Origin of the sequence: Janthinobacterium lyxosi, assembly GCF_051380665.1 — a bacterium.
Classification (GTDB): Bacteria; Pseudomonadota; Gammaproteobacteria; order Burkholderiales; family Burkholderiaceae_D; genus Janthinobacterium.
The window spans coordinates 251719-276279 of the sequence record NZ_JBNYXM010000006.1 but is presented as its reverse complement, the minus strand read 5'-3'; the positions used below and the strand labels follow the sequence as shown (position 1 = coordinate 276279).

The 24561-nt window shown below is 62.9% G+C and carries 28 protein-coding genes; 17 read left to right on the top strand and 11 right to left on the bottom strand.

The genetic code is table 11. The features are described 5' to 3' along the window. Nucleotides 1–450, bottom strand: a 450-nt coding sequence (locus ACQ4WP_RS08570) for a transposase (RefSeq protein WP_436519631.1), incomplete at its 3' end; no start/stop codon positions are given. A gap of 24 nt (nt 451–474) precedes the next feature. Beyond that, entirely contained in the window at nt 475–1251 is a 777-nt protein-coding gene (locus ACQ4WP_RS08565) for a transposase (RefSeq protein ID WP_436519629.1), read from the bottom strand. Nucleotides 1252–1516: 265 nt separating this feature from the next. Between ACQ4WP_RS08565 and ACQ4WP_RS08560 the strand changes: the two genes are divergently transcribed. Beyond that, nucleotides 1517–2068, top strand: a complete 552-nt coding sequence (locus ACQ4WP_RS08560; RefSeq protein WP_436519627.1) for a DNA/RNA non-specific endonuclease — start codon at nt 1517–1519, stop codon at nt 2066–2068. A gap of 9 nt (nt 2069–2077) precedes the next feature. After that, nucleotides 2078–2425: a hypothetical protein gene (locus tag ACQ4WP_RS08555; RefSeq protein WP_436519625.1), complete on the top strand. Its 348-nt coding sequence runs from the start codon at nt 2078–2080 to the stop codon at nt 2423–2425. Nucleotides 2426–2546: 121 nt separating this feature from the next. Here the strand turns inward: ACQ4WP_RS08555 and ACQ4WP_RS08550 are convergent, their stop codons facing one another. Then, entirely contained in the window at nt 2547–3080 is a 534-nt protein-coding gene (locus ACQ4WP_RS08550; RefSeq protein WP_436519623.1) for an ankyrin repeat domain-containing protein, read from the bottom strand. Nucleotides 3081–3438: 358 nt separating this feature from the next. On the opposite strand from ACQ4WP_RS08550, the gene ACQ4WP_RS08545 reads away from it, so the two are divergent. Next, nucleotides 3439–3807, top strand: a complete 369-nt coding sequence (locus ACQ4WP_RS08545) for a cupin domain-containing protein (protein ID WP_436519621.1) — start codon at nt 3439–3441, stop codon at nt 3805–3807. A gap of 30 nt (nt 3808–3837) precedes the next feature. On the opposite strand, the gene ACQ4WP_RS08540 is transcribed toward ACQ4WP_RS08545, so the two are convergent. Then, complete coding sequence (locus ACQ4WP_RS08540; RefSeq protein ID WP_436519619.1) at nt 3838–5037, bottom strand: YbfB/YjiJ family MFS transporter; 1200 nt, start codon at nt 5035–5037, stop codon at nt 3838–3840. A gap of 310 nt (nt 5038–5347) precedes the next feature. Between ACQ4WP_RS08540 and ACQ4WP_RS08535 the strand changes: the two genes are divergently transcribed. Genes ACQ4WP_RS08535 through ACQ4WP_RS08510 form a run of 6 tightly spaced genes read left to right on the top strand, consistent with a single transcriptional unit; the run spans nt 5348 to nt 9293 of the window. Then, a complete protein-coding gene (locus tag ACQ4WP_RS08535) occupies nt 5348–6022 on the top strand; it encodes a CsgG/HfaB family protein (protein ID WP_071077629.1) in 675 nt (224 codons plus the stop codon). 8 nt (nt 6023–6030) lie between these two features. Then, entirely contained in the window at nt 6031–6399 is a 369-nt protein-coding gene (locus ACQ4WP_RS08530; RefSeq protein WP_436519617.1) for a DUF4810 domain-containing protein, read from the top strand. After that, complete coding sequence (locus ACQ4WP_RS08525; protein ID WP_436519615.1) at nt 6396–7058, top strand: DUF799 domain-containing protein; 663 nt, start codon at nt 6396–6398, stop codon at nt 7056–7058. The genes ACQ4WP_RS08530 and ACQ4WP_RS08525 overlap by 4 nt, the downstream gene beginning before the upstream one ends. 54 nt (nt 7059–7112) lie before the next feature. After that, nucleotides 7113–7277, top strand: coding sequence for a hypothetical protein (locus ACQ4WP_RS08520; RefSeq protein WP_436519613.1), 165 nt, complete (start codon nt 7113–7115; stop codon nt 7275–7277). Between the two features lie 34 nt (nt 7278–7311). Next, the gene (locus ACQ4WP_RS08515) at nt 7312–7974 is read left to right on the top strand and encodes a response regulator (protein WP_436519611.1); all 663 of its coding nucleotides are present in this window, start codon (nt 7312–7314) and stop codon (nt 7972–7974) included. After that, nucleotides 7974–9293, top strand: a complete 1320-nt coding sequence (locus tag ACQ4WP_RS08510) for an ATP-binding protein (RefSeq protein ID WP_436519650.1) — start codon at nt 7974–7976, stop codon at nt 9291–9293. The genes ACQ4WP_RS08515 and ACQ4WP_RS08510 overlap by 1 nt, the downstream gene beginning before the upstream one ends. 53 nt (nt 9294–9346) lie before the next feature. Here the strand turns inward: ACQ4WP_RS08510 and ACQ4WP_RS08505 are convergent, their stop codons facing one another. From ACQ4WP_RS08505 to ACQ4WP_RS08495, 3 genes are all read right to left on the bottom strand, one after another. Next, nucleotides 9347–9985 carry an NAD(P)H-dependent oxidoreductase gene (locus ACQ4WP_RS08505; protein WP_436519609.1) on the bottom strand — a complete coding sequence of 213 codons (639 nt, stop codon included), beginning with the start codon at nt 9983–9985 and terminating at the stop codon, nt 9347–9349. A gap of 167 nt (nt 9986–10152) precedes the next feature. Next, entirely contained in the window at nt 10153–11238 is a 1086-nt protein-coding gene (locus tag ACQ4WP_RS08500; RefSeq protein ID WP_436519607.1) for an ATP-binding protein, read from the bottom strand. Continuing rightward, on the bottom strand, nt 11238–11987 hold the full coding sequence (locus tag ACQ4WP_RS08495; RefSeq protein WP_436519605.1) for a response regulator: 750 nt from the start codon (nt 11985–11987) through the stop codon (nt 11238–11240). Before ACQ4WP_RS08495 ends, ACQ4WP_RS08500 begins: the two co-directional genes overlap by 1 nt. A 133-nt stretch (nt 11988–12120) precedes the next feature. On the opposite strand from ACQ4WP_RS08495, the gene ACQ4WP_RS08490 reads away from it, so the two are divergent. From ACQ4WP_RS08490 to ACQ4WP_RS08480, 3 genes are read left to right on the top strand one after another with little or no spacing between them, the layout of a single operon-like run. After that, nucleotides 12121–13284, top strand: coding sequence for an efflux RND transporter periplasmic adaptor subunit (locus ACQ4WP_RS08490; protein WP_436519603.1), 1164 nt, complete (start codon nt 12121–12123; stop codon nt 13282–13284). Between the two features lie 26 nt (nt 13285–13310). Further along, nucleotides 13311–16457: a multidrug efflux RND transporter permease subunit gene (locus ACQ4WP_RS08485; RefSeq protein WP_436519601.1), complete on the top strand. Its 3147-nt coding sequence runs from the start codon at nt 13311–13313 to the stop codon at nt 16455–16457. Continuing rightward, entirely contained in the window at nt 16457–17830 is a 1374-nt protein-coding gene (locus ACQ4WP_RS08480) for an efflux transporter outer membrane subunit (RefSeq protein WP_436519599.1), read from the top strand. The genes ACQ4WP_RS08485 and ACQ4WP_RS08480 overlap by 1 nt, the downstream gene beginning before the upstream one ends. 3 nt (nt 17831–17833) lie before the next feature. On the opposite strand, the gene ACQ4WP_RS08475 is transcribed toward ACQ4WP_RS08480, so the two are convergent. Genes ACQ4WP_RS08475 through ACQ4WP_RS08460 form a run of 4 tightly spaced genes read right to left on the bottom strand, consistent with a single transcriptional unit; the run spans nt 17834 to nt 20123 of the window. Next, nucleotides 17834–18655, bottom strand: a complete 822-nt coding sequence (locus ACQ4WP_RS08475; protein WP_436519597.1) for a hypothetical protein — start codon at nt 18653–18655, stop codon at nt 17834–17836. Nucleotides 18656–18695: 40 nt separating this feature from the next. Next, nucleotides 18696–19226: a contractile injection system tape measure protein gene (locus ACQ4WP_RS08470; RefSeq protein WP_436519595.1), complete on the bottom strand. Its 531-nt coding sequence runs from the start codon at nt 19224–19226 to the stop codon at nt 18696–18698. Between the two features lie 17 nt (nt 19227–19243). Continuing rightward, nucleotides 19244–19813 (bottom strand): Hcp family type VI secretion system effector, encoded by a 570-nt coding sequence (locus ACQ4WP_RS08465; protein WP_436519593.1) that lies wholly within the window; start codon nt 19811–19813, stop codon nt 19244–19246. A 37-nt stretch (nt 19814–19850) separates the two neighbouring features. Beyond that, nucleotides 19851–20123, bottom strand: coding sequence for a 7(1) septoil knot domain-containing protein (locus ACQ4WP_RS08460; protein WP_436519591.1), 273 nt, complete (start codon nt 20121–20123; stop codon nt 19851–19853). Between the two features lie 212 nt (nt 20124–20335). Here ACQ4WP_RS08460 and ACQ4WP_RS08455 point away from each other — a divergent pair, with 212 nt between their 5' ends. From ACQ4WP_RS08455 to ACQ4WP_RS08435, 5 genes are all read left to right on the top strand, one after another. Next, entirely contained in the window at nt 20336–21616 is a 1281-nt protein-coding gene (locus tag ACQ4WP_RS08455) for an arsenic transporter (protein ID WP_436519589.1), read from the top strand. 59 nt (nt 21617–21675) lie between these two features. Next, nucleotides 21676–22260, top strand: coding sequence for a TetR/AcrR family transcriptional regulator (locus tag ACQ4WP_RS08450; RefSeq protein ID WP_436519588.1), 585 nt, complete (start codon nt 21676–21678; stop codon nt 22258–22260). 86 nt (nt 22261–22346) lie between these two features. After that, on the top strand, nt 22347–23447 hold the full coding sequence (locus tag ACQ4WP_RS08445) for an alkene reductase (RefSeq protein ID WP_436519586.1): 1101 nt from the start codon (nt 22347–22349) through the stop codon (nt 23445–23447). Nucleotides 23448–23477: 30 nt separating this feature from the next. Beyond that, nucleotides 23478–23861: a nuclear transport factor 2 family protein gene (locus tag ACQ4WP_RS08440; RefSeq protein ID WP_436519584.1), complete on the top strand. Its 384-nt coding sequence runs from the start codon at nt 23478–23480 to the stop codon at nt 23859–23861. A 67-nt stretch (nt 23862–23928) separates the two neighbouring features. Then, nucleotides 23929–24558 (top strand): Rossmann-fold NAD(P)-binding domain-containing protein, encoded by a 630-nt coding sequence (locus ACQ4WP_RS08435; RefSeq protein WP_436519582.1) that lies wholly within the window; start codon nt 23929–23931, stop codon nt 24556–24558. The last annotated feature ends 3 nt before the right edge of the window (nt 24559–24561 follow it).

Here is a 24561-nt window from a genome sequence, read left to right as displayed (position 1 = left end):
CTCGCCCATGACCTCGCCGGTGATGCTGGAGATGAGGTCAGGCGACACCTCCAGCCCGTACAGTTCGGTCAGATGGCCCTGGATCTCGCGCACCGGCAGGCCACGTGCGTATAGCGAGATCACCTTGTCGTTAAAGCCAGGCAAGCGCCGTTGGTGCTTGGCCACAAGCTGCGGCTCGAAGCTGCCGTCGCGGTCGCGGGGAATGTTGAGCTCAAGTTTGGTTTCGGCGGCCAGCACCGACTTCTTGCTGCTGCCGTTACGGTGGTTGCGCGTCGGCTCTGGCGCATTGCGTTGCTGTTCCAAATGATGCGCGAGCTCGGCCTGGAGCATTCTTTCTGCAAGCGCTTTTTTCAGCTGGCCGAACAGTCCGGCATCGGTGAACATGGACTGCGGGTTGTGCGGGTCTACGCCCTCAAGCAGTTTGTCGAGTGTGGCTTTGTCGATGGTCATACGTATCCTTTCCAGGGATGAATTTTATCGTATGACTTCTTTCACACAAAATTTCTGACAGGCTCGTGCCATCGCCTCGTCTCTGTCGCTATAGCGCGCCCGAAACTGCTCTAATGGCAGCGTGACAGCGCGGCGCTGCGACCTTGGCGTATCTCTGGCCGTCTCGATGCGCTGCGATTGCTGATGTGCTGAAATGAAGGCGTCATCGCCCAGAAGAATCTGGTGGCAGGTGCGAGCGAGCGGACTAGTCTCTCCCATCCCGGCCGCGACAAACCGGCAGTAAGCAGGGACTGCCTCGTCGCGTGTAGCGCCAAACTGACTCAAGAGCCAGTCTCGTGCCAGCCAGCACGGAGGTGCCGCGTCGTCCAAAAAGTAGCGATGACTGCTCCAGCACCAGTCATCGGGTGATACGACCATGTGCGCACGGACTGGATTCAGGACGATGTAGCGGGCCAATTCCAACAGATAGTTTTCTTTCTGCACCAAGATAGCTTTGTAGCGACCTTGCAATACGTGTCCGACAAGCTTGTGACGCCGATTGAAATGCTGGCTATATAAGCCGTTCAGTTGGCGCATGCCCTGCGACAGATTCGCCTCGACCGTTTCAACGAGCATATGATAATGATTGCTCATCTGGCAGAAATTATGCACGACAAAATGGTGCCGCTCACACACCAACGCTAGCACTTCTTGCCAGGCAAGACGATCGGTATCGTCCCGGTAAATGGCACCACGCCGGTCTCCGCGCGAAGTAACGTGGTAGAGGGCGCCGGCGAACTCAAGTCTTAGTGGTCGAGTCATGCGTTAGACTGTACCTGAGCTATGTGCATTGGTACTGAGATTGCGCAGAGGTTTGAAGACTGGGCATGGTTGAGACCGTGTCGGAATGGCGGACCTGACCCTGCCTCCCTGCCTCCCCTGACCCTGCCTCCTGCCTCTCTGTGATAAAAAATGCCGGGAAGATAGCCAAAGTTTTCCCCAATACCCATGTAAATCCGAAAGATGGGGCCCCAGATGTCCCGGCGCCACATAAGGGGGGGGTAGCGAAAAGCCACATGAAAATAAAGTGGTCAATGAAAAGACTGAGAATCCGAATGCAAATAATTCGGAAAATCCCAATAAGAATCTGGAGATTGATACCAAGCCGGTCAAGGAAATAGAATCAGGAAAAAAAGGTGAGTGGAACAAGGAATTGAATAAACCTCAGCCAAATACCGTTTATGTGGTGGATTCAAATCATACCTATCGTACGGATGAATTTTCACGCGTTGTCCATGTCGAGGGTGAGCTTACCTTGAACAAGCACGATAGGAATGGATATCAGCAGTGCAAGGCAGGCAAGTGTGGCGTTGCTGGTGATGAGGGCGGGCATCTGATTGGCGCACAATTCGATGGTGCAGGGGAGAAAATCAACCTTGTGCCAATGGACTCGAGTTTGAATCAAGGTCAGTGGAAAGCCATGGAGAAGACATGGGCTGATGCGTTAAAAGATGGAAAGAAAGTAAGTGTTGATATTCGACCTACGTATGTGGGTGCTGGCGCTAGACCCACCTCGTTTATGGTAGAATATAAGGTAGATAATGTGCAGTATAAATTCACTTTTAAAAATAAGGCTTAAGGATGAAAAATGGAATCGAAAGATATTGAAATATCTAAGGAAGTTGGAAAATATTTATATAGTATCGCTCCGGAAGATGCAAAAATAATTTTGATGATTGCAGTGCTTTCTCCCGAAGGTGATGTTGGTCGATTTGAGTTTTATTCAAATAACGGAGTCGCCGAGAGCAATTTCTCCATCAGTGATTTGGAGACGGAGAAACTTCTTGATTTGATTGGTGAACATCAGCAATTCATGGTCAGCAATAATCAGCCTGCATGGACACGTTGCGAATTTACGGTAAATGTTGATGCCGGTAAATTCTCTATGGAGCTGGGTTATGAGGCGGATTTATTTAAAGAAGGTTCGTTGCGATAATTGATAGGTGACTTTTCATCGGCACGGTGAGGTTGTGTCGAAATGGCGAACCCTTGTTCTCGCCGTGAAATTGTTACTGATCCTGGGTGCCGCAATACCGCGGCAGCTCAAGCCGCCGTACTCAGGCCGTCTGCCCCAAGCTGACCAGGCGAGCCAGCGTCTCCTGCGCATTCATGGACTTGGCCAGCGAAACGGCAGTCATGCCGCGGCTGTCCACGGCATCGATGCGGGCGCCGTGTTGCAGCAGCAGGTCGAGGATGGCCGGGCGGTTGAACATGGCGGCCATCATCAACGGTGTCTTGCCGTCCGGACTGTTGCCTTCTACGCTGGCGCCGTGCTGGAGCAGCAGTTCGGCGATGTCCAGATAGCCCTTGTAGGCCACGCCGGCGAGCGGCGTCTGGCCCTGGTCGTTGGGGACGTTGGCGTCGGCGCCCGCTGCGAGCAGCAGACGTGACGTTTCCAGGTGGCCATGGTAGCTGGCCAGCATGATCAGGCTGTCGCCTTTTTCGTTGCGGAAGTTCACTGGCACGCCCTGGGTAACCATGGCGCCCAGTTGCTGCGTGTCGCCTTCGCGTACCAGGGCGAACAGGCTCTGGATGAATTCCAGCGTTTCGGCATCCATCGTTGCCGGGATTTTTCTTGCATCGGTGTTCATCGTGTGCTTTCCGCGAAGGTGGGCTATGCCTGTAGTCTACTATGCGGCGCCGAACGTCACTGTGTGGTGCATGTTTATTTTTCGTGAACTTGAAATCGGTGGCGTAGGTTGAAATGGAATAGGTTTATGTAAGGAAATTGATGCTGAAGTATTGGCCGGGAAGTTTCAATGATATGAGTGTGGCTTCTCGGTACTCTGCTTGTAAATTTTCATTATTAAACTATATTGAAAAATGCATGTTATTTTTATATTGTGGTCGATTGTGGGCGCAGTGTATTGGAATATATACTATTTCCAGATTTACTATTTCGATTCGGAAATTTAATACTCCCAGAAATTCAAAAAGGAGGGACGGGTCATGAGTGCGATGTTAGAAAAGAAATGCTTGGATAAGCCGGACGAAGTCCGCCCATTCAAGGATGGAGCAGGCCGGATGGCTGTCTTTACGCTTGGCGAACAGACCATGGGGCGCGGCGAATTTGAGCCTGGCTGGCGCTGGAGTCTGCACGTAAAACCGATTGCAGGAACCGATTCGTGCCAGGCAGCTCATACCGGCATGGTCCTCGAGGGACGGATGGTGGTAAGGATGAATGATGGCGCCGAAATGGAATATGGCCCGGGTGACGTCTTCTATATGCCACCGGGGCACGACGCCTGGGTGGTTGGAAGCCAGCGTTGTGTACTGTTCGATGTCACAGGCGTCGCAAGGTATGCCAAACCGCAATAAGCGGTGCCAATGTATGCGCGAGACAGCCGCTTACGCGCCCGCCGTCAGCGCCTTTTGCCGCGCAGCCAGCGCCGCGCCGATGAAGAGGGCTATGGCCGAGGCGATCAAACCCCGTTCCAGGCCGGCGGGGCCGTCGGCGATCCAGCCGACCACGATGGGGCCGACGATCTGGCCCAGCGCGAATACCGTCGTGTAGGCGCTGATGCCGGCAGTCCAGGATTGCTGCGGCAGGTTATGCCGCACCAGGGCCGTGGTCGAGGCTACTACCGACAGGAATACGGCGCCGAATACCAGTCCGGAGAGGAATACGACGGGCGCAAAGCTGGTCAGCGCGGGCAGGATGGTGACCACGCCCAGCACGCCATTCAATATCGCCAGCGATTCGCCGCCCTTGTAGCGGTCGAGCATGCGCGCCCAGATGCGCGACGACGCCACCACCGCCAGCCCCAATAACGTGTAGAACACGGTGATCAAGGTGGCGCTCATGCCTTGCTGCTTGAGCAGGGCGATGACGAAGGTCATGTAGCCGATGTAGCCGACGCCGAACATGAAGTAGCCGGCCAGGCTGGGGGCGAAATCACGCCAGGCGACGCGACGCGGCGTGTCGAGGGCACGCGGCGCTTCGCCGATCGCCTTCGCCGGCACGGCCATGATGGCGGTAGCGAACAAACAGGCGATGCCGAGTGCCAGCCATGGCCATTGCCAGGCATGCGCGGCGCCGTGTTCCTGTGCGGCGGCCAGCGTCGCCGGCACCAGCAGGGCCGACAGCGCGATGCCGAAGCCCGTGCCGCCGTAGTACAGGCCGATGTAGAAACCGGCGCGCTGGCTGTGCATGGAACCGAGCCGCGCCGCCAGTACGCCGCCGGCGATGAACATGAAGGCGCTGGCCACACCCGCGCACACGCGTTGCAGGAAGAGGGTGGTCGTGTCGCTGACCAGGCCCGACATCAGCATGAAGATGCTGGCCAGCACGGAGCCGATGATCAGCAAGCGCCACACGCCCAGGCGGCGCATCAGGGCGGGCGTGGCCAGGGCGCCGAGAAAATAGCCGAGCGCATTGAAGGTGTTCATGGCCCCTGCCAGCAGGTAGGACCAGCCCAGGTCGGCGCGCATGGGCGGCAGCAGCAAGCCGTAGGAAAAGCGCGACAGGCCGAGGGCGACGGCGGCACCCAGCGAGAGCGCCAGCGCCGTGGCCAGCGGATGGGCCGGGGAATGATCGTGTATCGGCATGGCCTTGGGACCCGTCTATGTGAAAAGCGTGGCGTTGGCGCCGGTGTGGGGCAGGCCGGCGGGCGAGGTCTGTGAGGGACAGTGGCAGCGGCGCTGACTACACGCTTTTTTACTACTAAGTTAATGAATCGGACCTGGGAAGTCAAGTAGGGCCGCGCCTGTGCATGACGGGCAATAGTGCAATCCTTGCCATCGTTACTTTTGGAGAGAATTGTGAGACATGCAATACCATATAATTGCCATTGGGAAATTAACTTGCCAAAAATCAATTTTGCAGGTGGCTCCTGATCCTCCATATCATAAAGGCACTATGAACAAGAATAAACCCGGCGCGTTGTTGATTGCAGCGCTGATTGGCGCGGCTTTGGCTGGCTGCGCTTCCGAATCGTCGCAAGCCCTGGCTGTCCCCACGGTTGCCAGCGCAGCCCGTCCCTACGTTGGTCCACGCACCCTGATCGCTGTCGGTAAATTCGACAACCGCTCGAACTTTATGCGCGGCATCTTTTCCGATGGCGTCGACCGCCTGGGCAGCCAGTCGAAAACGATCCTGATTGCACACCTGCAGACGTCCAACCGTTTCAACGTGCTCGACCGCGACAACATGGCCGAGCTCAAGCAAGAAGCCGAATTCAAGAAGCAGGGCCAGAATATCAAGGGCGCCGATTTCGTCGTCACGGGTGACGTGACCGAATTCGGCCGTAAGGAAGTGGGCGACAAGCAATTGTTCGGCATCATGGGCCGCGGCAAGACGCAAGTGGCGTATGCCAAGGTCACCTTGAACGTCGTTAACATCGCCACATCGGAAGTCGTGTACTCGGCGGGCGGCGCCGGCGAATACAGCCTGTCGAACCGTGAAGTGCTGGGCTTTGGCGGCACCGCCAGCTATGACGCCACCCTCAACGGCAAGGTACTGGACCTGGCCATGCGCGAAGCGGTCGAGCGCCTGGTGGCTGGCGTCGAAGCGGGCGCATTGCGCAAACAATAAGGTATCCCATGAAAACAATGATGAACAAGGGCGCAGCCCTGCTGGCCCTGCTCGCCTGTGCCGCACTGACCGGTTGCGCCACGAAATCGAAGACCCTGTACCAATGGGAAGGTTACCAGCCGCAAGTGTACGAATACCTGAAGGGTGAAAGCCCCGAGCAGCAGATCGCCGCCATGGAAAAAGACCTGCAAGTGATCGCTGCGAAGGGCAATCATGCACCGCCGGGCTACCACGCCCACCTGGGCATGCTGTACTCGATCGCGGGCAAGCCGGAGCAGGTCGCCGCGCAGTTCGAAGACGAGAAAAAACTGTTTCCGGAATCGACGCCGTACATGGACTTCCTGTTGGGTAAATTGAAAAAAGGCGAGAAATTATGATGTCGCGCATGTTGAAAATGGCCCTGTGCCTGGGTCCTGCCATCTTCATGGTCGGTTGCGCCACCAAGCAGGCGGCATACGATTACACCGCCTTCAAGGCGGCCAAGCCCCGCTCGATCGTGGTCTTGCCGCCGTTGAACAACTCGCCGGAAGTCAATGCCGGCAACAGCGTCTACGCGCAAGTGACCTATCCGCTGGCCGAAGCGGGCTACTACGTGCTGCCGGTGGCCGTGGTCGGTGAAACCTTCAAGCAGAACGGCTTGACGAATGCCGCCGATATCCACGGCGTCGATGCAAAAAAGCTCAACGAGATCTTTGGCGCCGATGCGGGCCTGTACGTGACGATTACCAAGTACGGCACGACTTACGCCGTGATCGACAGCGTGACGGTGGTGTCGGTCGATGCCAAGCTGGTCGACCTGAAGACGGGCGCCTTGCTGTGGCAGGGCGCGGCCAGCGCGTCTAGCAACGAAGGCAATAACAGCGGTGGCGGCGGGCTGGTCGGCATGCTGGTGACGGCGGCGGTCAAGCAGATCATCAACACCAGCACCGATGCCAGCCATCCGCTGGCTGGCACGGCGAATGCGCGCATGCTGTCGGCCGGCGTGCCGAATGGCTTGCTGTACGGCCCACGTTCGGAACGCTACCTGGCGCAGTAATCGTCTTACTGGCCCATACCCAGGCCCTGCATTCGCCAGGGCCTGTTGCTTTGTGTGCCTGGTACCACCGAATCGTTCGTCTACGACCATCAAATCCGGATCGACGTGCGCAGCTATGGCGCCGACGACATGAAGATTACGTGGGAGTGCCGGTCCTGGCGCCGGGGCACGTGCTTGCCGACGTGGCTGGCGCAAGCCGGCTTCCCCCAGCCACGTTAAGATAGCGGTATTTTCTGGACTGTGAGGGGCCTGCGTGCGCGTGTTGCTGGTGGAAGACGATCCGATGATCGGGGAAAGCCTGGTCGAGGGCTTGCGCGGCGAGTGCTATGCCGTGGACTGGGTGCGTGATGGCCATGATGCGGAGCTGGCGCTGGCCGGTTTCGCCTACGATTTGATGCTGCTGGACCTGGGCTTGCCCGGCAAGGAGGGCATGGACGTGCTGCGCGCCACGCGCGCGCGGGGCGCCGACCTGCCCGTGCTGATCATCACGGCGCGCGACGGCACACCGGCCCGCGTGGCAGGGCTCGACAGCGGCGCCGACGATTATCTGGTCAAGCCATTCGACCTCGACGAGCTGCTGGCGCGCATCCGCGCGCTGCTGCGGCGCCGGGTCAGCCGTTCGCGCTCCGTCATCGAGCACGGTGCGCTGACCCTGGACCTGGCCAGCCACGACGTCACGTTCGAGGGGGAACAGATCAAGCTGCCGCCGCGCGAGTTTTCCGTGCTGCGCGCTTTGCTCGACCATCCGGGCAAGGTGGTGTCGAAGCGGCAACTGAGCGAAAAGCTGTACGGCTGGGATAGCGAAGTGGAAAGCAATACCGTCGACGTGTATGTGTACCAGCTGCGCAAGAAGTTCGGCGCGGACAGCATCCAGACCGTGCGCGGCGTGGGCTACAAGATGCGGGTAGCATCTTGATGACCATCCGCCGCCAGTTGCTGCTGGGTTTGCTGGCTGCCACCTTGCTGTGCGTGCTCGGCGCGGGCATTTCGCTGTTCCGCTCGCTGTTGGAAGAAGCCAATGAACTGGCCGATTTGCAGCTGCGCCAGCTGGCCGTGGCCTTGCCCGACGAGTTCGAGCCGCAGACGGGCTCGCCGGCCGCGCAAGAGCCGGAAGAAGCGTTCGTGTTGCAAGCGTGGGACGAGGATGGGCAGCCCTTGCCCGTCTTGCCGGACCAAGCGGCACTGCCGCGCTATGCACTGGCCGGCTTTGCCGATGTCACGTTGCGCGGCGAAGACTGGCGCCTGTACGGCGAGACGCGGCGCGGCCGTTACGTGCAGGTGGCGCAGGCGCAGGCCGTGCGCGACCAGCTGGCCTGGCAAATGACCATGCGCGCCGGCGCGCCCTTGCTGGTGTTCGCGCTGATCCTGGCGCTGCTGATCGTCGCCGTCGTGGGGCGCGCGCTGGCACCGCTGCACCGGCTGGCCGAATCGGTGGCGGGCCGTTCGCCGGACGCCCTGACGCCGCTGGAGGCGCAGCAGATGCCGCCCGAACTGCGACCCGTGGCGCTGGCGCTCAACAGCTTGATGGGCCAGTTCGAGGTGGCGCTGACGGCGCAGCGCACGTTTGTCGCCGACGCCGCGCATGAATTGCGTTCACCGCTGACGGCGCTGAAACTGCAGCTGCAGGTGGCCGAACGCGCCGGCAGCGAGGAAGAGCGCCGCGTGGCGCTGGCGCGGCTGCATGAACGGCTGGACCGCAGCACGCACCTGGTGCGTCAGCTGCTCAGCCTGGCGCGCCATGAAACGGCGCTGACGGCCAGCCAGCTGCAAACTGTTGATCTGGGACAGTTGCTGGAAGCGGCTGTGGCCGACCACAGCGCGCTGGCCGACAGCCGCGAAATCGACCTGGGCGTGGTGGAAACGGCCCCGGCCCCGGTGCTGGTGCTGGTGCTGGTGCAGGCCGACCCCGACGGTTTGCAAGTCTTGCTGAATAACCTGATCGACAACGCCTTGCGTTACACGCAGCAGGGCGGCAGGGTCGACTTGCAGGCCGCGGTGGAAGAGGGCCGGCCCCTGCTGCGCGTGTCCGACAATGGCCCCGGCGTGCCGCGCGAGCACCATGCGCGCCTGTTCGACCGCTTCTTCCGGCCCGACGGCAACGATGCCTGGGGCTGCGGCCTGGGCCTGTCCATCGTGCGCCACATCGCCGAGCACCACCAGGCCGATATCGCGTTGGCCGATGGGGAGGCGGGGCGGGGCCTGCAGGTGACGGTGCGCTTCCCGCAGCCAGCCTGAAAAAAAAGCGGATGCTGTCGCCAGCATCCGCTTTCCAGTCACGGGCGAGGCGCTTACGCCAGCTCGGTGATGAATTGCTCGCGCGCAGGACGCACTTTTTTCAGGTCCACCAGCCAGTCGCCCTCGTCGGCGCGGTAGCCCAGCGGCAGCATCACGACAGAACGCAGGCCTTTTTCGCGCAGGTTCAGGATTTCATCGACCTTGGCCGGGTCAAAGCCTTCCATCGGCGTCGAATCGACTTGTTCCTGCGCTGCGGCGATCAGGGCCGTGCCCACGCCGATATATGCCTGGCGTGCCGCGTGCTGGTAGTTGGTTTCCGCATCGCGCTGCGGATACGTGGCCAGGATCTGCTGGCGGTAGGCTTCCCAGCCTTCATTCTTGAAGCCGCGCACGGTGTTGACCAGGTCAAACATCTTGTTGATGCGCTCGACCGTGTAATTGTCCCAGGCAGCAAACACCAGCAGATGCGAGGCGTCCGTCACTTGCGACTGGTTCCACGCATGCGGCTTGATCTGCTCGCGCAGGGCCGGATTCGTCACGACGAACACTTCATACGGGTGCAAGCCGCTGGAGCTGGCCGTCAGGCGCACGGCTTCCAGGATGCGCTCGACCTTGTCTTGCGGCACAGTTTTCGTCGGGTCCATCTTCTTGGTGGCGTAGCGCCATTGCAGTGTTTCGAGCAAATCGGACATGTAAATCCTTTCAAAATGAATAGTTCAGATTGGAAATGATAGCGTATTCAGGCATTTCAAGTGCGGTGGGCAAAAGAACTTGTATAGCGGACTCATGTTACTTACCGGCCCCGCATGGAAAGCGCATGCTGCAGATAGCGCGCTCCCTGTACATCGCCCCCGCATAGTCAGCCAGCAGCTGGCAACGCGCCATGCTCGACCGGCCACTTGACGGTAAACAGGCTGCCGCCCGTTGTGCTGCGCGTGCAGACCGCGCTGCCGCCATGCGCGCGGGCGATGGCTTCGACCACGGCCAGGCCCAGGCCGCTGCCCGCGTTCAGGTCAACCCTGGCGCTGTCGCCGCGGCGGAACGCTTCGAATACATGCGCCGCCAGTTCGTCGGAAATACCGGGACCTGCATCCTCGACGCTCAGGTAGTACTGGCCGGCCTGCACGCGGGTGCGCACGCGCAGCAGGCCCGGATGGGCATAGCGGCGCGCGTTGTCGAGCAGGGCCAGCACGATTTGCCGGATGCGCGCCGCATCGCAGCAGACGGGATGGTCCGACAGGTGCAATCGCAGGGTAAAGCCGGCCGCTTCCATTTCCTGCGCCAGCAGTCGGCCCACTTCCTCGATTTCCAGGGTCAGGTCCGTCCAGGCCATGCGCAGCTGCATGTGGCCGCTGTCGGCCAGGCTCAGGGTGCGCAAGTCCTCGATCAGGCGGCCCAGGTCCTCGACTTGCGCCAGGAGGCTGGAAAACGGCACTTCCTCGGGCTTGAACACGCCATCGACGACGCCTTGCAAGGTGCCGCGCAGGATGGTCACGGGCGTGCGCAGTTCGTGCGCGATGGCCGCATTCCACGTCAGGCTTTCCTGCGCTCCCCGCTGCAGGCGCTCGGCCATGCTGTTGAAGTCGTCGACCAGCATGGCCGTCTCGCCCAGGGTGCGGTCGCCCGCGAAGGCGCGCGCGGACAGGTCGCCATGGGCCACGCGGCGCACGCTGTCCATCACGGAATTGATCGGTTTCAATATGCGCGCGGCCAGCTTGATGGCGAAGAAGGCGGCCAGGGCCAGGCCGAAGATGGTGATGGCGAAGATCCACAGCCACTCGACGGTGCTGGGCGACCAGTCGTCCGGTTCGGACAGCATGCCGGGATCGATCTTGAAGGCGACGGCGAAGAAAATCCATGAACCGATCCAGATGATCAGGATACTGCACACCATCAGCACGGACATCGACAGCACGATCTGCCGGTTCAAGCCTGTGAAGCGCATCAGGCGTCGCTTTCCAGGCGGTAGCCCACGCCGCGCAGGCTGGCCGGCATGTTCATCACGCCCGCTTCTTCCAGCTTCTTGCGCAGCTTGCTGACGTGGCTGTCCACCGTGCGTTCCATCGAATTGCTCTCGGGCATGCATGACTCCAGCAGTTCCAGCCGGCTGCAGACGCGGCGCGGCGTGCGCGCCAGGTGGGCCAGCAGGCGGAACTCCGTCAGCGTCAGGCTCAAAGGCACGGGCGCGCCTTCGCGCAGCACGCTGGCCACATACGTTTCCTGGTCGATCTCGATGGGGCCGCAGCGCAGGCGCTGGCCGCCCACCGGATGGTGGCGCACGCGCGAGCGGCGCAGCACGGCGGCCACGCGCGCCACCACTTCGGCCGGATTGAAGGGCTTGATGATGTAGTCGTCGGCGCCCACGCGCAGGGCGGCCAGCTTGTCCGCATCCTGGTCGCGCGCCGTCAGCATGATGACGGGCGTCTCGCCGCGCCGCCGCACTTCGGCCAGCACGCCCCAGCCGTCGACACGGGGCATTTGCACGTCGAGCAGCAGCAGGTCCGGCGCCAGCGCCAGGTGCTGCTGCAGCGCCTCCTGGCCATCCAGGGCGAAAGCCGTGCGATAGCCGTCGCGCTCCAGGTAACCGGCGAGGATGCGGGCGATTTGCGGTTCATCTTCGGCAATCAGGATGAGGGCGGTAGGCGGCGTGGTGGCAAGGAAGGAGGGCTGGCTGGCGCTGTGATGATAGTTCATATAAATAGTCTAGCATTCTTCCTTCTCTCCATCGAATCTCCACATTTCTTTGACGGAACATCCACGCAAGCCTTTTATGCTGCGCTTATCTGTCGACCGGACCGCCGGTTGGGATCTGCCATAGAGAAAGACCATGCATCCGAGCCACCTCACCAAGAAAAACATGTTGATCGCCGCGGCACTGCTCAGCCTTGCCGCCTGTTCCAAGCCCGCGCCGGAAGAAGGCGCCGCGCCGCCTGCCGCCGTCACTGTGCTCAAGCTGCAAGCGGGCCCCGTGGTCCTCAGCGATGAATTGCCGGGCCGCGTGGCGGCCTTCCGCACGGCCGACATTCGCCCGCAGGTGGGCGGCATCGTGCTGCGCCGTCAGTTCGAGCAGGGCGCCGAAGTGCAGGCGGGGCAGAAGCTGTTCCAGCTCAACCCGGCGCCGTTCCAGGCGGACGTCGATTCGGCCGCCGCCGCCCTGCAGCATGCGGTGGCCACGGCGAAGCGCGCCAGCAGCCAGGCCGACCGCTTGAAACCGCTGGTGGAAGCGGACGCCATCAGCCGCCAGGCGTATGACGATGCCGTGGCCCAGCGCGAGCAAGCCGTGGCCACCGTGGCGCAGGCGCGGGCCAGCCTGGCGCGCCGCCGCCTGGACCTGGCCTTTGCCAGCATCGAGGCGCCGATTGCCGGGCGCATCGGCTCCGAACTGGTGACGGAAGGCGCGCTGGTGGGTTTGGCTGATGCCACGCCGATGGCGCGCATCCAGCAGATCGACAAGGTGTATGTCGACGTGCGCCGGCCGGCTGCCGCGCTGGCGGCGCTGCAAGCCTCCGGTACAGGAGGCGCGGACAAGCTGCCCGTGACCATTTTAGGCGCGGATGGCCAGCCGCATCCCGTCACGGGACGCATCCTGTTTTCCGGCATCAGCGTCGATGCGGGCACGGGCGACGCCGTCATCCGCGTGCTGGTCGACAATCCGCAGCGCCAGCTGCTGCCAGGCATGTTCGTGCGCGCCCGCATCGCCCGCGCCGTGCAGGCGAAGGGCGTGCTCGTGCCGCAGCAAGCCGTCTTGCGCAGCAGCGATGGCCAGGCGCAGGCCTGGGTGCTCGATGGCACGCACAAAGCCAGCCTGAAACCGATTGCCGTAGGCGACGTGGTCGAGCACCAATATGTGGTCAACGGCGGCTTGAAGGCTGGCGACACCGTCGTCATCGAAGGCCAGGAACGCTTGCAGCCGGGCGCCACCGCCGCGCCCCAGCCATGGAAGCGCGCCGCCGCCGTTGCCACCGCCCCTCCCGTCAGCGCCGTGCGCTGATCCGTATTTGTTGAAAGTTTAATGACATGCCTCAATTTTTCATCAACCGCCCCGTTTTTGCGTGGGTGGTGGCGGTCTTCATCGTCCTGTTCGGACTGATCGCCATACCGCAATTGCCGATTGCGCGTTTTCCTTCCGTGGCGCCGCCCAGCGTCAGCATCAGCGCCAACTACCCTGGCGCTACGCCGCAAACCATGAACGATTCCGTGGTGGGCCTGATCGAACGCGAACTGTCGGGCGTCAAGCACCTGCTGTATTTCGAGTCGTCCACCGATACCTCGGGTTCGGCCTCGATCACCGTCACCTTCCAGCCGGGAACGAATCCGGAAATGGCGCAGGTAGACGTGCAAAACCGCCTGAAAGCCATCGAGCCGCGCCTGCCGCAAGCCGTGCGTCAAAATGGCTTGACGGTGGAGTCGGCGTCGTCCGGCTTCCTGATGATCGTCAGCCTGATTTCCGAGAATGGCCAGCACGACGAAGTGGCGCTGGGCGACTACCTGGCGCGCAACGTGACGGAAGAACTGCGCCGCATTCCCGGCGTGGGCAAGGTGCAGCTGTTCGGCTCCGAGCGGGCCATGCGCATCTGGGTCGATCCGGCCAAACTGGTGTCGTACAACATCGCCATGGGAGAGCTGACGGCCGCCATCGCGCAGCAAAATGCGCAGATCGCCCCGGGCCGCCTGGGCGATTCGCCCGCCGTGCACGGCCAGCGCGTCACGATCCCGCTGACGGTACAGGGCCAGTTGCAAACACCGGCCGAATTTGCCGCCATCGTGCTGCGCGCGAATGCGGACGGCTCGAAAGTGACCATCGGCGACGTGGCAAAAGTGGCGCTGGGGGCGCAAAGCTTCAATTTCAGCATCCGCGAAAACGGCCAGGCGGCCTCCGGCGCCGCCATCATGCTGTCGCCCGGCGCCAACGCCGTGCAGACGGCCAGCGCCGTGCGCGCGCGCATGGCCGAACTGGCGCACACCATGCCGGCCGGGATCAAGTATTCGGTGCCCTTCGACACGGCGCCGTTCGTGAAAATCTCGATCGAGAAGGTCATCGTCACGCTGTTAGAGGCGATGGTGCTGGTGTTCCTCGTCATGTATCTGTTCCTGCAAAAAATACGCTACACACTGATTCCCGCCATCGTCGCGCCGATTGCCCTGATGGGCACCTTCACGGTCATGCTGCTGGCCGGCTATTCCATCAACGTGCTGACCATGTTCGGCATGGTGCTGGCCATCGGCATCATTGTCGATGACGCCATCGTGGTGGTGGAAGCGGTCGAGCGCCTGATGGCCACAGAAGGCTTGTCGCCGAAGGAGGCGACGTCGAAGGCGATGCGCGAAATCACGGGCGCCGTGGTGGGCATAACCCTGGTGCTGACGGCCGTGTTCATCCCGATGGCGCTGGCCAGCGGTTCCGTGGGCGCGATCTACCGCCAGTTCACGCTGGCCATGGCCGTGTCGATTTTGTTTTCGGCGTTTTTGGCACTCACCCTGACGCCGGCCCTGTGCGCCACCATGTTGAAACCGATTGGCCCGCACGACCACGATAAAAAAGGCTTTTTCCTGTGGTTCGACCGCCAGTTTGAACGCATGACGGCCCGCTATGAAAAGGGCGTGGTGGCGATGCTCAAACGTGCCGGCCGTTCGATGGTGGTGTATGGCGCCATCGTCGCGGCGCTGGGCGTGGCCTTCCTGCAGCTGCCTTCGGCCTTTTTGCCGGAAGAAGACCAGGGCTACTTCATTACCTCGATCCAGCTGCCGTCGGACGCCACCATGGAGCGCACGCTCGATGTCGTCAAACTGTACGAACAGCATGTGGCTACGCGGCCCGGCATCGAAGTGAATCAATCGATCCTCGGCTTCAGCTTTTCCGGCGCGGGACCGAATGCGGGCCTGGCGTTCACCATGCTGAAGGACTGGAAAGAGCGCAATGGCGCCACGGCGCAGGAAGAAGTGGCGCTGGCGCAGGCCGCCATGTCGCAGGCGAAGGAGGGCGTGATCATGAGCCTGATGCCGCCCGCCATCGATGAACTGGGCAACTCGTCCGGCTTTTCCATGCGCCTGCAAGACCGCGCCAGCCAGGGCATTGCAGCTTTGCAGGCGGCGCAGAACCAGTTGCTGGGCCTGGCCGCGCAAAGCAGCAAGGTGGCGGGCGTGTATCCGGACGGCTTGCCGCCCGGCGCCAGCGTGCGCCTCGATATCGACCGCACCAAGGCCGAGGCGCTGGGCGTGTCGTTTACGGCCATTGCCGACATGCTGACGGCGGCCATGGGATCGACCTATGTCAACGATTTCCCGAATGCTGGCCGCATGCAGCAGGTGATCATCCAGGCCGATGCTGCCGCGCGCATGCAGCTCAACGACGTGCTCGCCTTGCGCATCCGCAATAACGCGGGCGGCATGGTGGCCTTGGGCGAGCTGGTGCGCCCCGTGTGGAGCGAGTCGCCGCTGCAGCTGGTGCGCTACCAGGGCTATCCGGCGGCGCGCATCTCCGGCAGCGCGGCGCCGGGCGTATCGAGCGGCGACGCCATGCTGGAAATGGAACGGCTGGTGAAACAGCTGCCACCCGGCTTCGCGCTGGCGTGGACGGGGCAGTCGCTGCAAGAGAAGGAATCGGCGTCGCAAGCGCCCATGCTGATGGCGCTGTCGATGCTGGTGGTGTTCCTCGTGCTGGCGGCCCTGTATGAAAGCTGGTCGATTCCCGTCTCCGTCATGCTGGTGGTGCCGCTGGGATTGTTGGGCGCCGTGCTGGCCGTGATGCTGCGCGGCATGCCGAACGACGTGTTCTTCAAGGTGGGCATGATCACGATTATCGGCCTGTCGGCGAAGAACGCGATTTTGATCGTCGAATATGCGCGCCAGTTGCAGGCGCAGGGCAAGGGGCTGGTCGAGGCGACGGTGGAAGCGGCCCGCTTGCGTTTGCGCCCGATTTTGATGACGTCATTGGCCTTCGCGCTGGGCGTCGTGCCGCTGATGCTGGCCACGGGCGCCAGCGCCGAGACGCAGCATGCGATCGGCACGGGCGTGTTCGGCGGCATGATCACCGCCACCGTGCTGGCCGTGTTTTTCGTGCCCGTATTCTTTGTCGTGGTGCTGGGCGCCGTCGACAAGATGGGCAGCTATTTCAAGAAACGCAATAGTCACACTGCGGGTAAAGCGGTGGAAGGAGAGTTGTAATGCGTTTGATTTTTATCACGCCCCTGGCCGCGCTGGCCTTGTCGGCATGTTCCTTGACGCCGCCGCTGGTCAAGCCGGTGTCGCCGATTCCTGCTGCGTATGCCGAGGTCGCCGCGCCAGCCACGGCCGACACTGCGGCCAACCTGGGCTGGCGCCAGATGCTGCTCGATGCGCGCCTGCAGCGCCTGGTCGACATCGCACTGGAAAACAACCGCGACTTGCGCGTGGCGTCCCTCAACGTGGAAGCCGTGCGGGCCCAGTACCAGATCCAGGATGCGGGCCGCTATCCGGCCATCGGTGCGAATGCGGGCGGCGTGCGCCAGCGCGGCGCCGATGCCAAGGTTCAAAACACCTTCACGGCCGGCATCGCCATGAGCGCGTTCGAGATCGACCTGTTCGGCCGCCTGCGTTCCTTGTCGGATGCGGCGTTTGCGCGCTACCTGGCCACGCAGCAGGGCCAGCGCGCAGCGCACATGGCCCTGATCGGCGGCGTGGCCGATGCCTACCTGGAACAGCGGCTGGCGCAAGAGCAACTGGCGCTGGCGCGGCAAACTTTGGCGGACTGGCGCCAGGCCTTGCTGTTGACGCAGCGCCTGTACGGGGCGCAGCAGGGTAGCGGCCTGGACGTGGCGCAGGCCGAAGGGCAGGCGGCCACGGCGGAAGCGGACGTGCAGGCGCGGGAGCGGGCCAGTGCCTTGGCGCGCAACAACCTGGAATTGCTGCTGGGCGCGCCGCTGCCAACGGACTTGCCCGCTGGCCGGCCGCTCGATGGTCAGCCCGTGCTGACGCAACTGCCGCCCGGCCTGCCGTCGGACTTGCTGGCGCGCCGTCCCGACATCCTGCAGGCCGAATACGCGCTGGTGGCGGCGAATGCGGAAATCGGCGCCGCCCGCGCCGCCTTCTTCCCCCGTCTGTCGCTGACGGCGTCGCTGGGCCTGGCCAGTCCGGAGCTCGGCGACCTGTTCCGCGGCAGCGCGCGCAGCTGGTCGTTCGCGCCGCAAGTCACGCAACCGCTGTTCCAGGGCGGCCAGTTGCGCGCGGAACTGCAGCTGTTGCGCCTGCGCAAGGAAGTGGCCGTGCTGCAATATGAACAGGCGATCCAGGCGGCGTTTCGCGACGTGCGCGACGGCCTGGCGGGCAGCGCCACGTATGCGCAGCAGATCGATGCGCAGCAGCGCGTGGTGGTCGCGGCGCAGCAGCGCCAGCGGCTGTCGCAGCTGCGCTACGACGCGGGCCAGGACAGCCGCCTGGAATTGCTCGACGCGCAGCGCCAGTCGTATGCGGCGCAGCAAACCCTGCTCGACGTGCGGCGCGACCAGTTCAAGTCGGCCGTAGCCCTGTACAAGGCGCTGGGGGGAGGGTTGGAAGAATAGCGATTACCGGCGCCTGGCCCGTGGCGCCAGTGCCAGCGACCACGATCCCTGCTCCGGGCGCAGGGCATAGGCAGCCAGGGTGCCGTCGCCACTGGAGTCGGCGAGCACAGCCGCCAGGCCATGGGCTGGATTGCCGGACACCGCGCGGAAGTCGAAGTCCGGCGTGGGCAGGAAGCGCCACCTTGGCTGGGCGCCAGCGTCCAGCATGCACAGGCATCCCTCGCCGTACGCTATGTAGCCATCGCGGAAATTCCCCGTCACCATCTCGATGGCGACCGGTGGCGGCGGCAGTGCGGTCCAGGCGTCGCCGGCGCTGCTGCACGCCAGTTTCGCTGCCACGCCGTCGCCCACCGCCAGCACGCCGTGCTGCCAGTCGCCGGCGATCAGCGTGGCCTTGCCGCGCAACGGCAGGGCGGCGCATGACTCCCATTCACTCCACCCACTGGTGTTGCCGGCGTTGCGGCCCAGCCGGTACAGGTCGTGGCCATCGGCGGTCAGCAGCAGGTAGCCATCCTGGTGATCGCCGGCCAGACCCGCCATGCCCGTACCGGCGGGCGGTGGGGCGACGTCCTTCCAGCGCGCGGACGGCTGGCCCAGTGCAGAGAGATAGCGGATGGCCGTGCCGTGGGCAACCGTGGTGAAGTGCGCGCCGTCGCCGAGCAGGCAGGCAAATGCCGCTTCGCCGGGCACGAAGCCGGAGAAAATCGGTGAAACTTGCCATGCCGACGCTGGCTCGACATGGCTCAGGCTGCGTACCGTGCCGTCGTCGCCCAGCAGTACGATACCGGTTCTGGGGCTGCCGGCGATGTGGATGTAGTTGCTCATGCGGGTTTCCTTGTGAAATGGCTATCAGCCGGGCGCGTGTCTACCATGTCACGCTCAGGGTTTGCCGCATCCACGGGTGCTGGATGACGGAAAAGCCCCATGCAACCTGGTCCACCAGCACATCGACCGTTTTACGCGCGATAGTCAACGTGCATTGCCCGTCGCGCCATTGCAGGCGGCCGTCGCGCTGCAGGAAGGTTTCGCGCAAGGCCGCAGGGGAGGTTTTTTGCATGTTGGGCCAGTTGCCAATGACGGCCGCCAGCAGTTGATCGCCTGCTGCCTTCTCCCCATCGTTGAGGTCAATGGGGGCAGCCGGGAAGTCGGGACTCAAGCCGCACAGCAACTTGTTCAGCACCAGTGCCGGCTCCGGCGCATTGGTCCTGCCATCGGCCAGGTATTGCAGCAGCTGGACGGCCCGCGCGCCATGCTCGCCAAGCAGATGCGGCCTGCCATCGTCGCCGGTGGTAAGCACGTCCAGTTTTTTGAACAGCATCGGCAGGAATGGGTGGACCAGCACCAGGCCGGCGTTGGCGATGTAGCTGGGGGCTGGGGCGTGTGCAGCGTCGTTCATTGTCTATCCTGTATTGATTATCCTGTAAAAGCCCCGATCGGCCGGTTGCGCGCCAGGCTCCAGCCCGTCGTGTGTTGGGAAGCGGACTTGCCGTCCGCCTGCTGCGCGCTGTGCGTCCAGAGGATTTCCGTAAAGCTCAGCTTGAACTGTTCGGTCGGCATGTCATCGGGATGGGTTTGCAGCTGGATTTCGCTGATCAGGGCGTCGCGCAGGGCGATGGTGATGATGTTGCTGGTCTTGTCGCCCGAGCTGCGGGCGATGTACAGCCTCGTTGGCTGGCCTGGTCCTGCGCCCAGCGGCCTGGCCCCCAGGCACAGCTCGTACAACTTGACTGAGGTTTGGTCGACATATTTGGTGCAGGTGAATTCGCTGATCACTGGCCGCCCCGACGTGCGCGCCGAGTTGCTGACGTCCGTCGTCACCTGCTGCTTCATGCCCTGATGCAGCGAGACCAGTTCGATGCACTGCCCCACATCCCGGAGCGAGCTGCCATCGCGCCAGACGGCGTCGATGCCGTTGTTTGCAGCGCCTGGCGCCTTGCCGAACACGAGTTCCGGGTCGCCTGGTTCCAGCAGGATCAAATCCATTTGCCACTCCTTTTGTCAAGAAAACAGTATCCAGTTCCTAGAGCCGGCCGCGCAGCGGGTGCGGCTTTGTCCAGCCCGCTTCGCCGTGGCTGTCGACAAAGCAGACTTTCAGCTGTGCCATGCCTTGCGAGGTGAAATACGCGAGCAGCGCGGCGCTCTGACGCGCGCGCGTGAGGTACCACAGGGCGTCGCCATGCGCGAGGCCCGGGCTGCCCGCGCGGTGCACGAGCAGGTCGGCGCTGCCGCGGTCCACCAGGGCTACGCGCACGCGCGCTTCGCCCATCGTTGTTGTCTGATATACGGTTGTCACCAGCGCCTCCTTTTCACACGTCGTGTTGCCGTGGGACTATACACCGAATTAGTTGCCTAAAGATAATGACAAAGCCGGCAGGCCCGAGTATTTTTTTGCGCTTGAATATAAAGGCCATGCATTAATTCAATAATTCCACTATCATTGAAGTATTGGGTATTAAGGCTGCGGGCATGGTGTCCGCGATGCCGCATTGAACGGGACCTCGCCGCATGTTGACCGCTTTCCTTATCTTTCTCGCCACATTAACCCTGGTCATCTGGCAGCCGCGCGGCCTGGGCATCGGCTGGAGCGCCGTCATTGGCGCCGGCGTGGCGCTGCTGGCCGGCGTGATCCACTGGGGCGACATTCCCGTCGTCTGGGATATCGTGTGGAATGCCACCGGTACCTTCATCGCCGTGATCATCATCAGCCTGCTGCTCGACGCAGCCGGCTTTTTCGAGTGGGCCGCCTTGCACGTGGCACGCTGGGGCGGCGGCAGCGGTAGAAAACTGTTCGTGCTGCTGGTCTTGCTGGGCGCGGCGGTGTCCGCCGTGTTCGCCAACGATGGCGCCGCGCTGATCTTGACGCCCATCGTCATCGCCATGCTGCGGGCGCTGAAGTTTTCCACCAGGGCCACCCTAGCCTACGTGATGGCGGCCGGTTTTATTGCGGACACGGCCAGCCTGCCGCTGGTGGTGTCGAACCTGGTGAATATCGTCTCGGCCGATTTCTTCAAGATCGGCTTTGCCGAGTACGCGTCCGTGATGGTGCCCGTCAACGTCGTCGCCGTGGCCGCCACCCTGGGCGTCTTGCTGCTCTTTTTCCGCCAGGATATCCCGCGCGACTACGATGCCTCGCAACTGAAACGCCCGGACGCTGCCATCCGCGATCTGGCCACCTTCCGCGCCGGCTGGCTGGTGCTGGCGCTGCTGCTGGTGGGGTTTTTCTCGCAGGAACAGCTGGGCGTGCCCATCAGCCTGATCGCCGCCGTGGGCGCCGCGCTGCTGCTGGGCGTGGCCGGCAAGGGGCATGTGATTTCCACGCGCCACGTGATCCGTCATGCGCCGTGGCATATCGTTGTCTTTTCACTGGGCATGTATTTGGTCGTGTACGGCTTGCGCAATGCGGGCTTGACGGCGTACCTGACGGGCATGCTGAACCACTTTGCGCAGTACGGCGTGTGGGGCGCGGCCATGGGCACGGGCGTGCTGACGGCCTTGCTGTCGTCCGTCATGAACAACCTGCCGACGGTGCTGGTGGGCGCGCTGGCCATCGACCCGACGACGGCGCAGGGGGCCGTGCGCGAAGCGATGATCTACGCGAACGTCATCGGCAGCGACCTGGGGCCGAAGATCACGCCCATCGGCAGCCTGGCCACCTTGCTGTGGCTGCATGTGCTCGACAGCAAGAATATCCACATTTCCTGGGGCTACTATTTCCGCGTCGGCATCGTGCTGACCGTGCCCGTGCTGCTGCTGACCCTGGCCGCGCTGGCGCTGCGCCTGGGGTAATGTCAGAGGCGAAAATAGCCAACTAGACGACCGGTCAGATTTTTTGCTATACTAGCCGCATGAGCAAAAAATCCTCCGCTGACATGCGCCAGCACCTGATCGACATCGCCAAGGCCCTGATGGCCGGGAAGGGCTATACGGCCGTCGGCCTGGCGGAACTGGTGGCGGCGGCCGGCGTGCCGAAAGGTTCCTTTTACTATTATTTCAAGTCGAAGGAAGAGTTTGGACTCGCCTTGCTCGATGACTATTTCAGCACCTATCTGCAAACGGTCGACGCCTTGCTGGCGGGGCCTGGCAATGCCCGTGAGCGCCTGCTGGCCTATTTTGACTACTGGAGCGCGACCCAGGCCAGCAGCGCCCCGGAAGGCAAATGCCTGGTGGTCAAGCTGGGCGCCGAAGTGTGCGACTTGTCGGTGGACATGGGCACCGTGTTGCAGTACGGCACGGGCGCCATACTGGAACGCCTGACGCAGTGCCTGGAAGAGGGGCATCTCGACGGTTCCGTGGCGACGACGACGCCGGCGCGCGTGCTGGCGGAATCCCTTTACCAGTTGTGGCTGGGCGCTTCCCTGATGGTCAAGGTCGCCAGGAGCGGCGGGCCGTTCGACGCTGCCATGTCGACCACGCAACGGCTGCTGTCGTAGCTGTTTTTTTACCGTTTTTTTAATTGGCAACTAGACGACCGGTCAGTTATTTCCGGGTTTTTCTCACAGAATATGAAAGCAATACGATGACCGAGCAGCATGAAAGCGATTTGTTCTCTCCCGTCAATCTGGGCGGGCTGGCCCTGGCGAACCGCATCATCATGGCGCCGCTCACGCGCAGCCGCATGCGCGACGATGGCGTGCCGCATGCCTTGCACGCCGAGTATTACGCCCAGCGCGCCAGCGCCGGCCTGATCATCAGCGAAGCGACGAATATTTCGCCCCAGGGGCGCGGCTACGCCCTGACGCCGGGCATCTGGTCGGACGAGCAGGTGGCCGGCTGGACGCTGGTCACCGATGCCGTGCATGCGGCCGGCGGCAAGATCGTCTGCCAGCTGTGGCATGTGGGGCGGTTTTCGCATGCCAGTCTGCAGCCGGCTGGCGCCGCGCCCGTTGCACCTTCCGCCATCCGGGCCGAGGGCAGCACCTACACCGCCAGCGGCATGCAGCCCGTGTCCATGCCGCGCGCGCTGGAGACGCAGGAAATGGCCGGCATCGTCGCGCAGTATGCACATGCGGCCGAATGCGCGCTGCGCGCCGGTTTCGATGGCGTCGAGGTGCATTCGGCCAATAGCTACCTGCTCGACCAGTTCCTGCGCGATTCGACCAACCGGCGCACGGACTCTTATGGAGGCAACATCGAAAACCGCGCGCGGCTGACCCTGGAAGTGACGCAAGCCGTGGTGAACGTCTGGGGCGCGCCGCGGGTCGGCATCCGATTGTCTCCCGTCACGCCCGATGCGGGCAACACGCCCGTCGACAGCGATGTGATGGCCACCTATGGCTACCTGATCGAACAGTTGAATCGCCATGGACTGGCCTATCTGCACTTCGTCGAGGGCGCCACGGCCACCTCGCGCGATGTGCCGGCAGGCGTCAACCTCGACGCGCTGCGGGCGCTGTTCAACGGTTCGTACATCGGCAACAACCATTACGACTTGCCGCTGGCGCTGGCGCGCCGCACGCAAGGCAAGGTCGATGCGGTGGCGTTTGGCCGTCCCTTCATCGCCAACCCGGACCTGGTGGCGCGCCTGCGCCATGGCGTGGCGCTGGCCGAGGCGCCGCGCGAGGCGTATTACGGCGGTGGCGCCAGCGGCTACACCGACTGGCCGGCAAGCCCGTACTGATTTCTTTTTCACCCACCCAAGGAGGGCAACATGAACAACACCACTTATGTGCAGGACTACCAGGCGATTGTCGCCGTGCTGAATCAATACAATGCGGGCGGGGCGCAGGCCGACAGCAGCATCATGCGCCCGGCGTTCAGCAGCCAGGCCACCATTTTCGGCGTCGATGGCGACGATAAACTGACGGGCGGGCCCATCGAGGGCCTGTTCGAGATCATCGACAGCGCCTTCCGGCCATCGCCGCAGGCGCAGGTGGCCATCGTGCGCGTCGATATCGTGGGCACGGCCGCCAGTGCGCGCGTCGACACGGACGATATCTCGGGTTTCCGCTTTACCGACTTTTTCAACCTGCTCAAGGTGCAGGGCGAGTGGAGCATCGTCAGCAAGATTTATCACACGCACGCGGGCGCCTGACGCACATGCGGATACAGGGGCGCCAGATGCTGTATCGTGTGGCGTCCAATGCCTGCGGGGAGAATGCATGAAATTGATACTGATAGGCGCCACCGGCCTGGTGGGACGCGAAGTGCTGCGCCTGGCGCTGATGGACGCGCGCGTCAGCAAGGTTGTGGCACCGGCGCGCAAGGCCTTGCCCGCGCATGCCAAACTGGAGGCGCCCCTCGTCGATTTCGATCACTTGCCGGCGGACGCACCCTGGTGGCAGGCCGACGCCGTCATCTGCACCCTGGGCACGACCATGAAGGTGGCCGGTACGCGACAAGTATTTTCGCGCGTGGACCATGACTATCCGCTGGCCGTGGCGCGCCTGGCGCTGGCGGCCGGCACGCGCACGTATGCGCTCAATTCCGCCGCCGGCGCCAACGCCGCCTCGCGCATCTTCTACAACCGCGTCAAGGGCGAGCTGGAACGCGACCTGGAAGCGCTGGGCTTTGCCTCGCTCACGCACGTGCGCCCCGGCCTGATCGGCGGCGAGCGCGATGAGGCGCGGGCGGGCGAAGGCGCGGCATTGCACCTCCTGCGTGTGCTCGGTCCCGTGCTGCCCGCGCGCTGGCGCATCAATCCGGCGCCGCGCATCGCCCAAGCCTTGCTGGAGGCGGCCATCGCCGCTGCGCCAGGCGTGCATGTGGTGACGTCGGAACACCTGTTGTGAAGG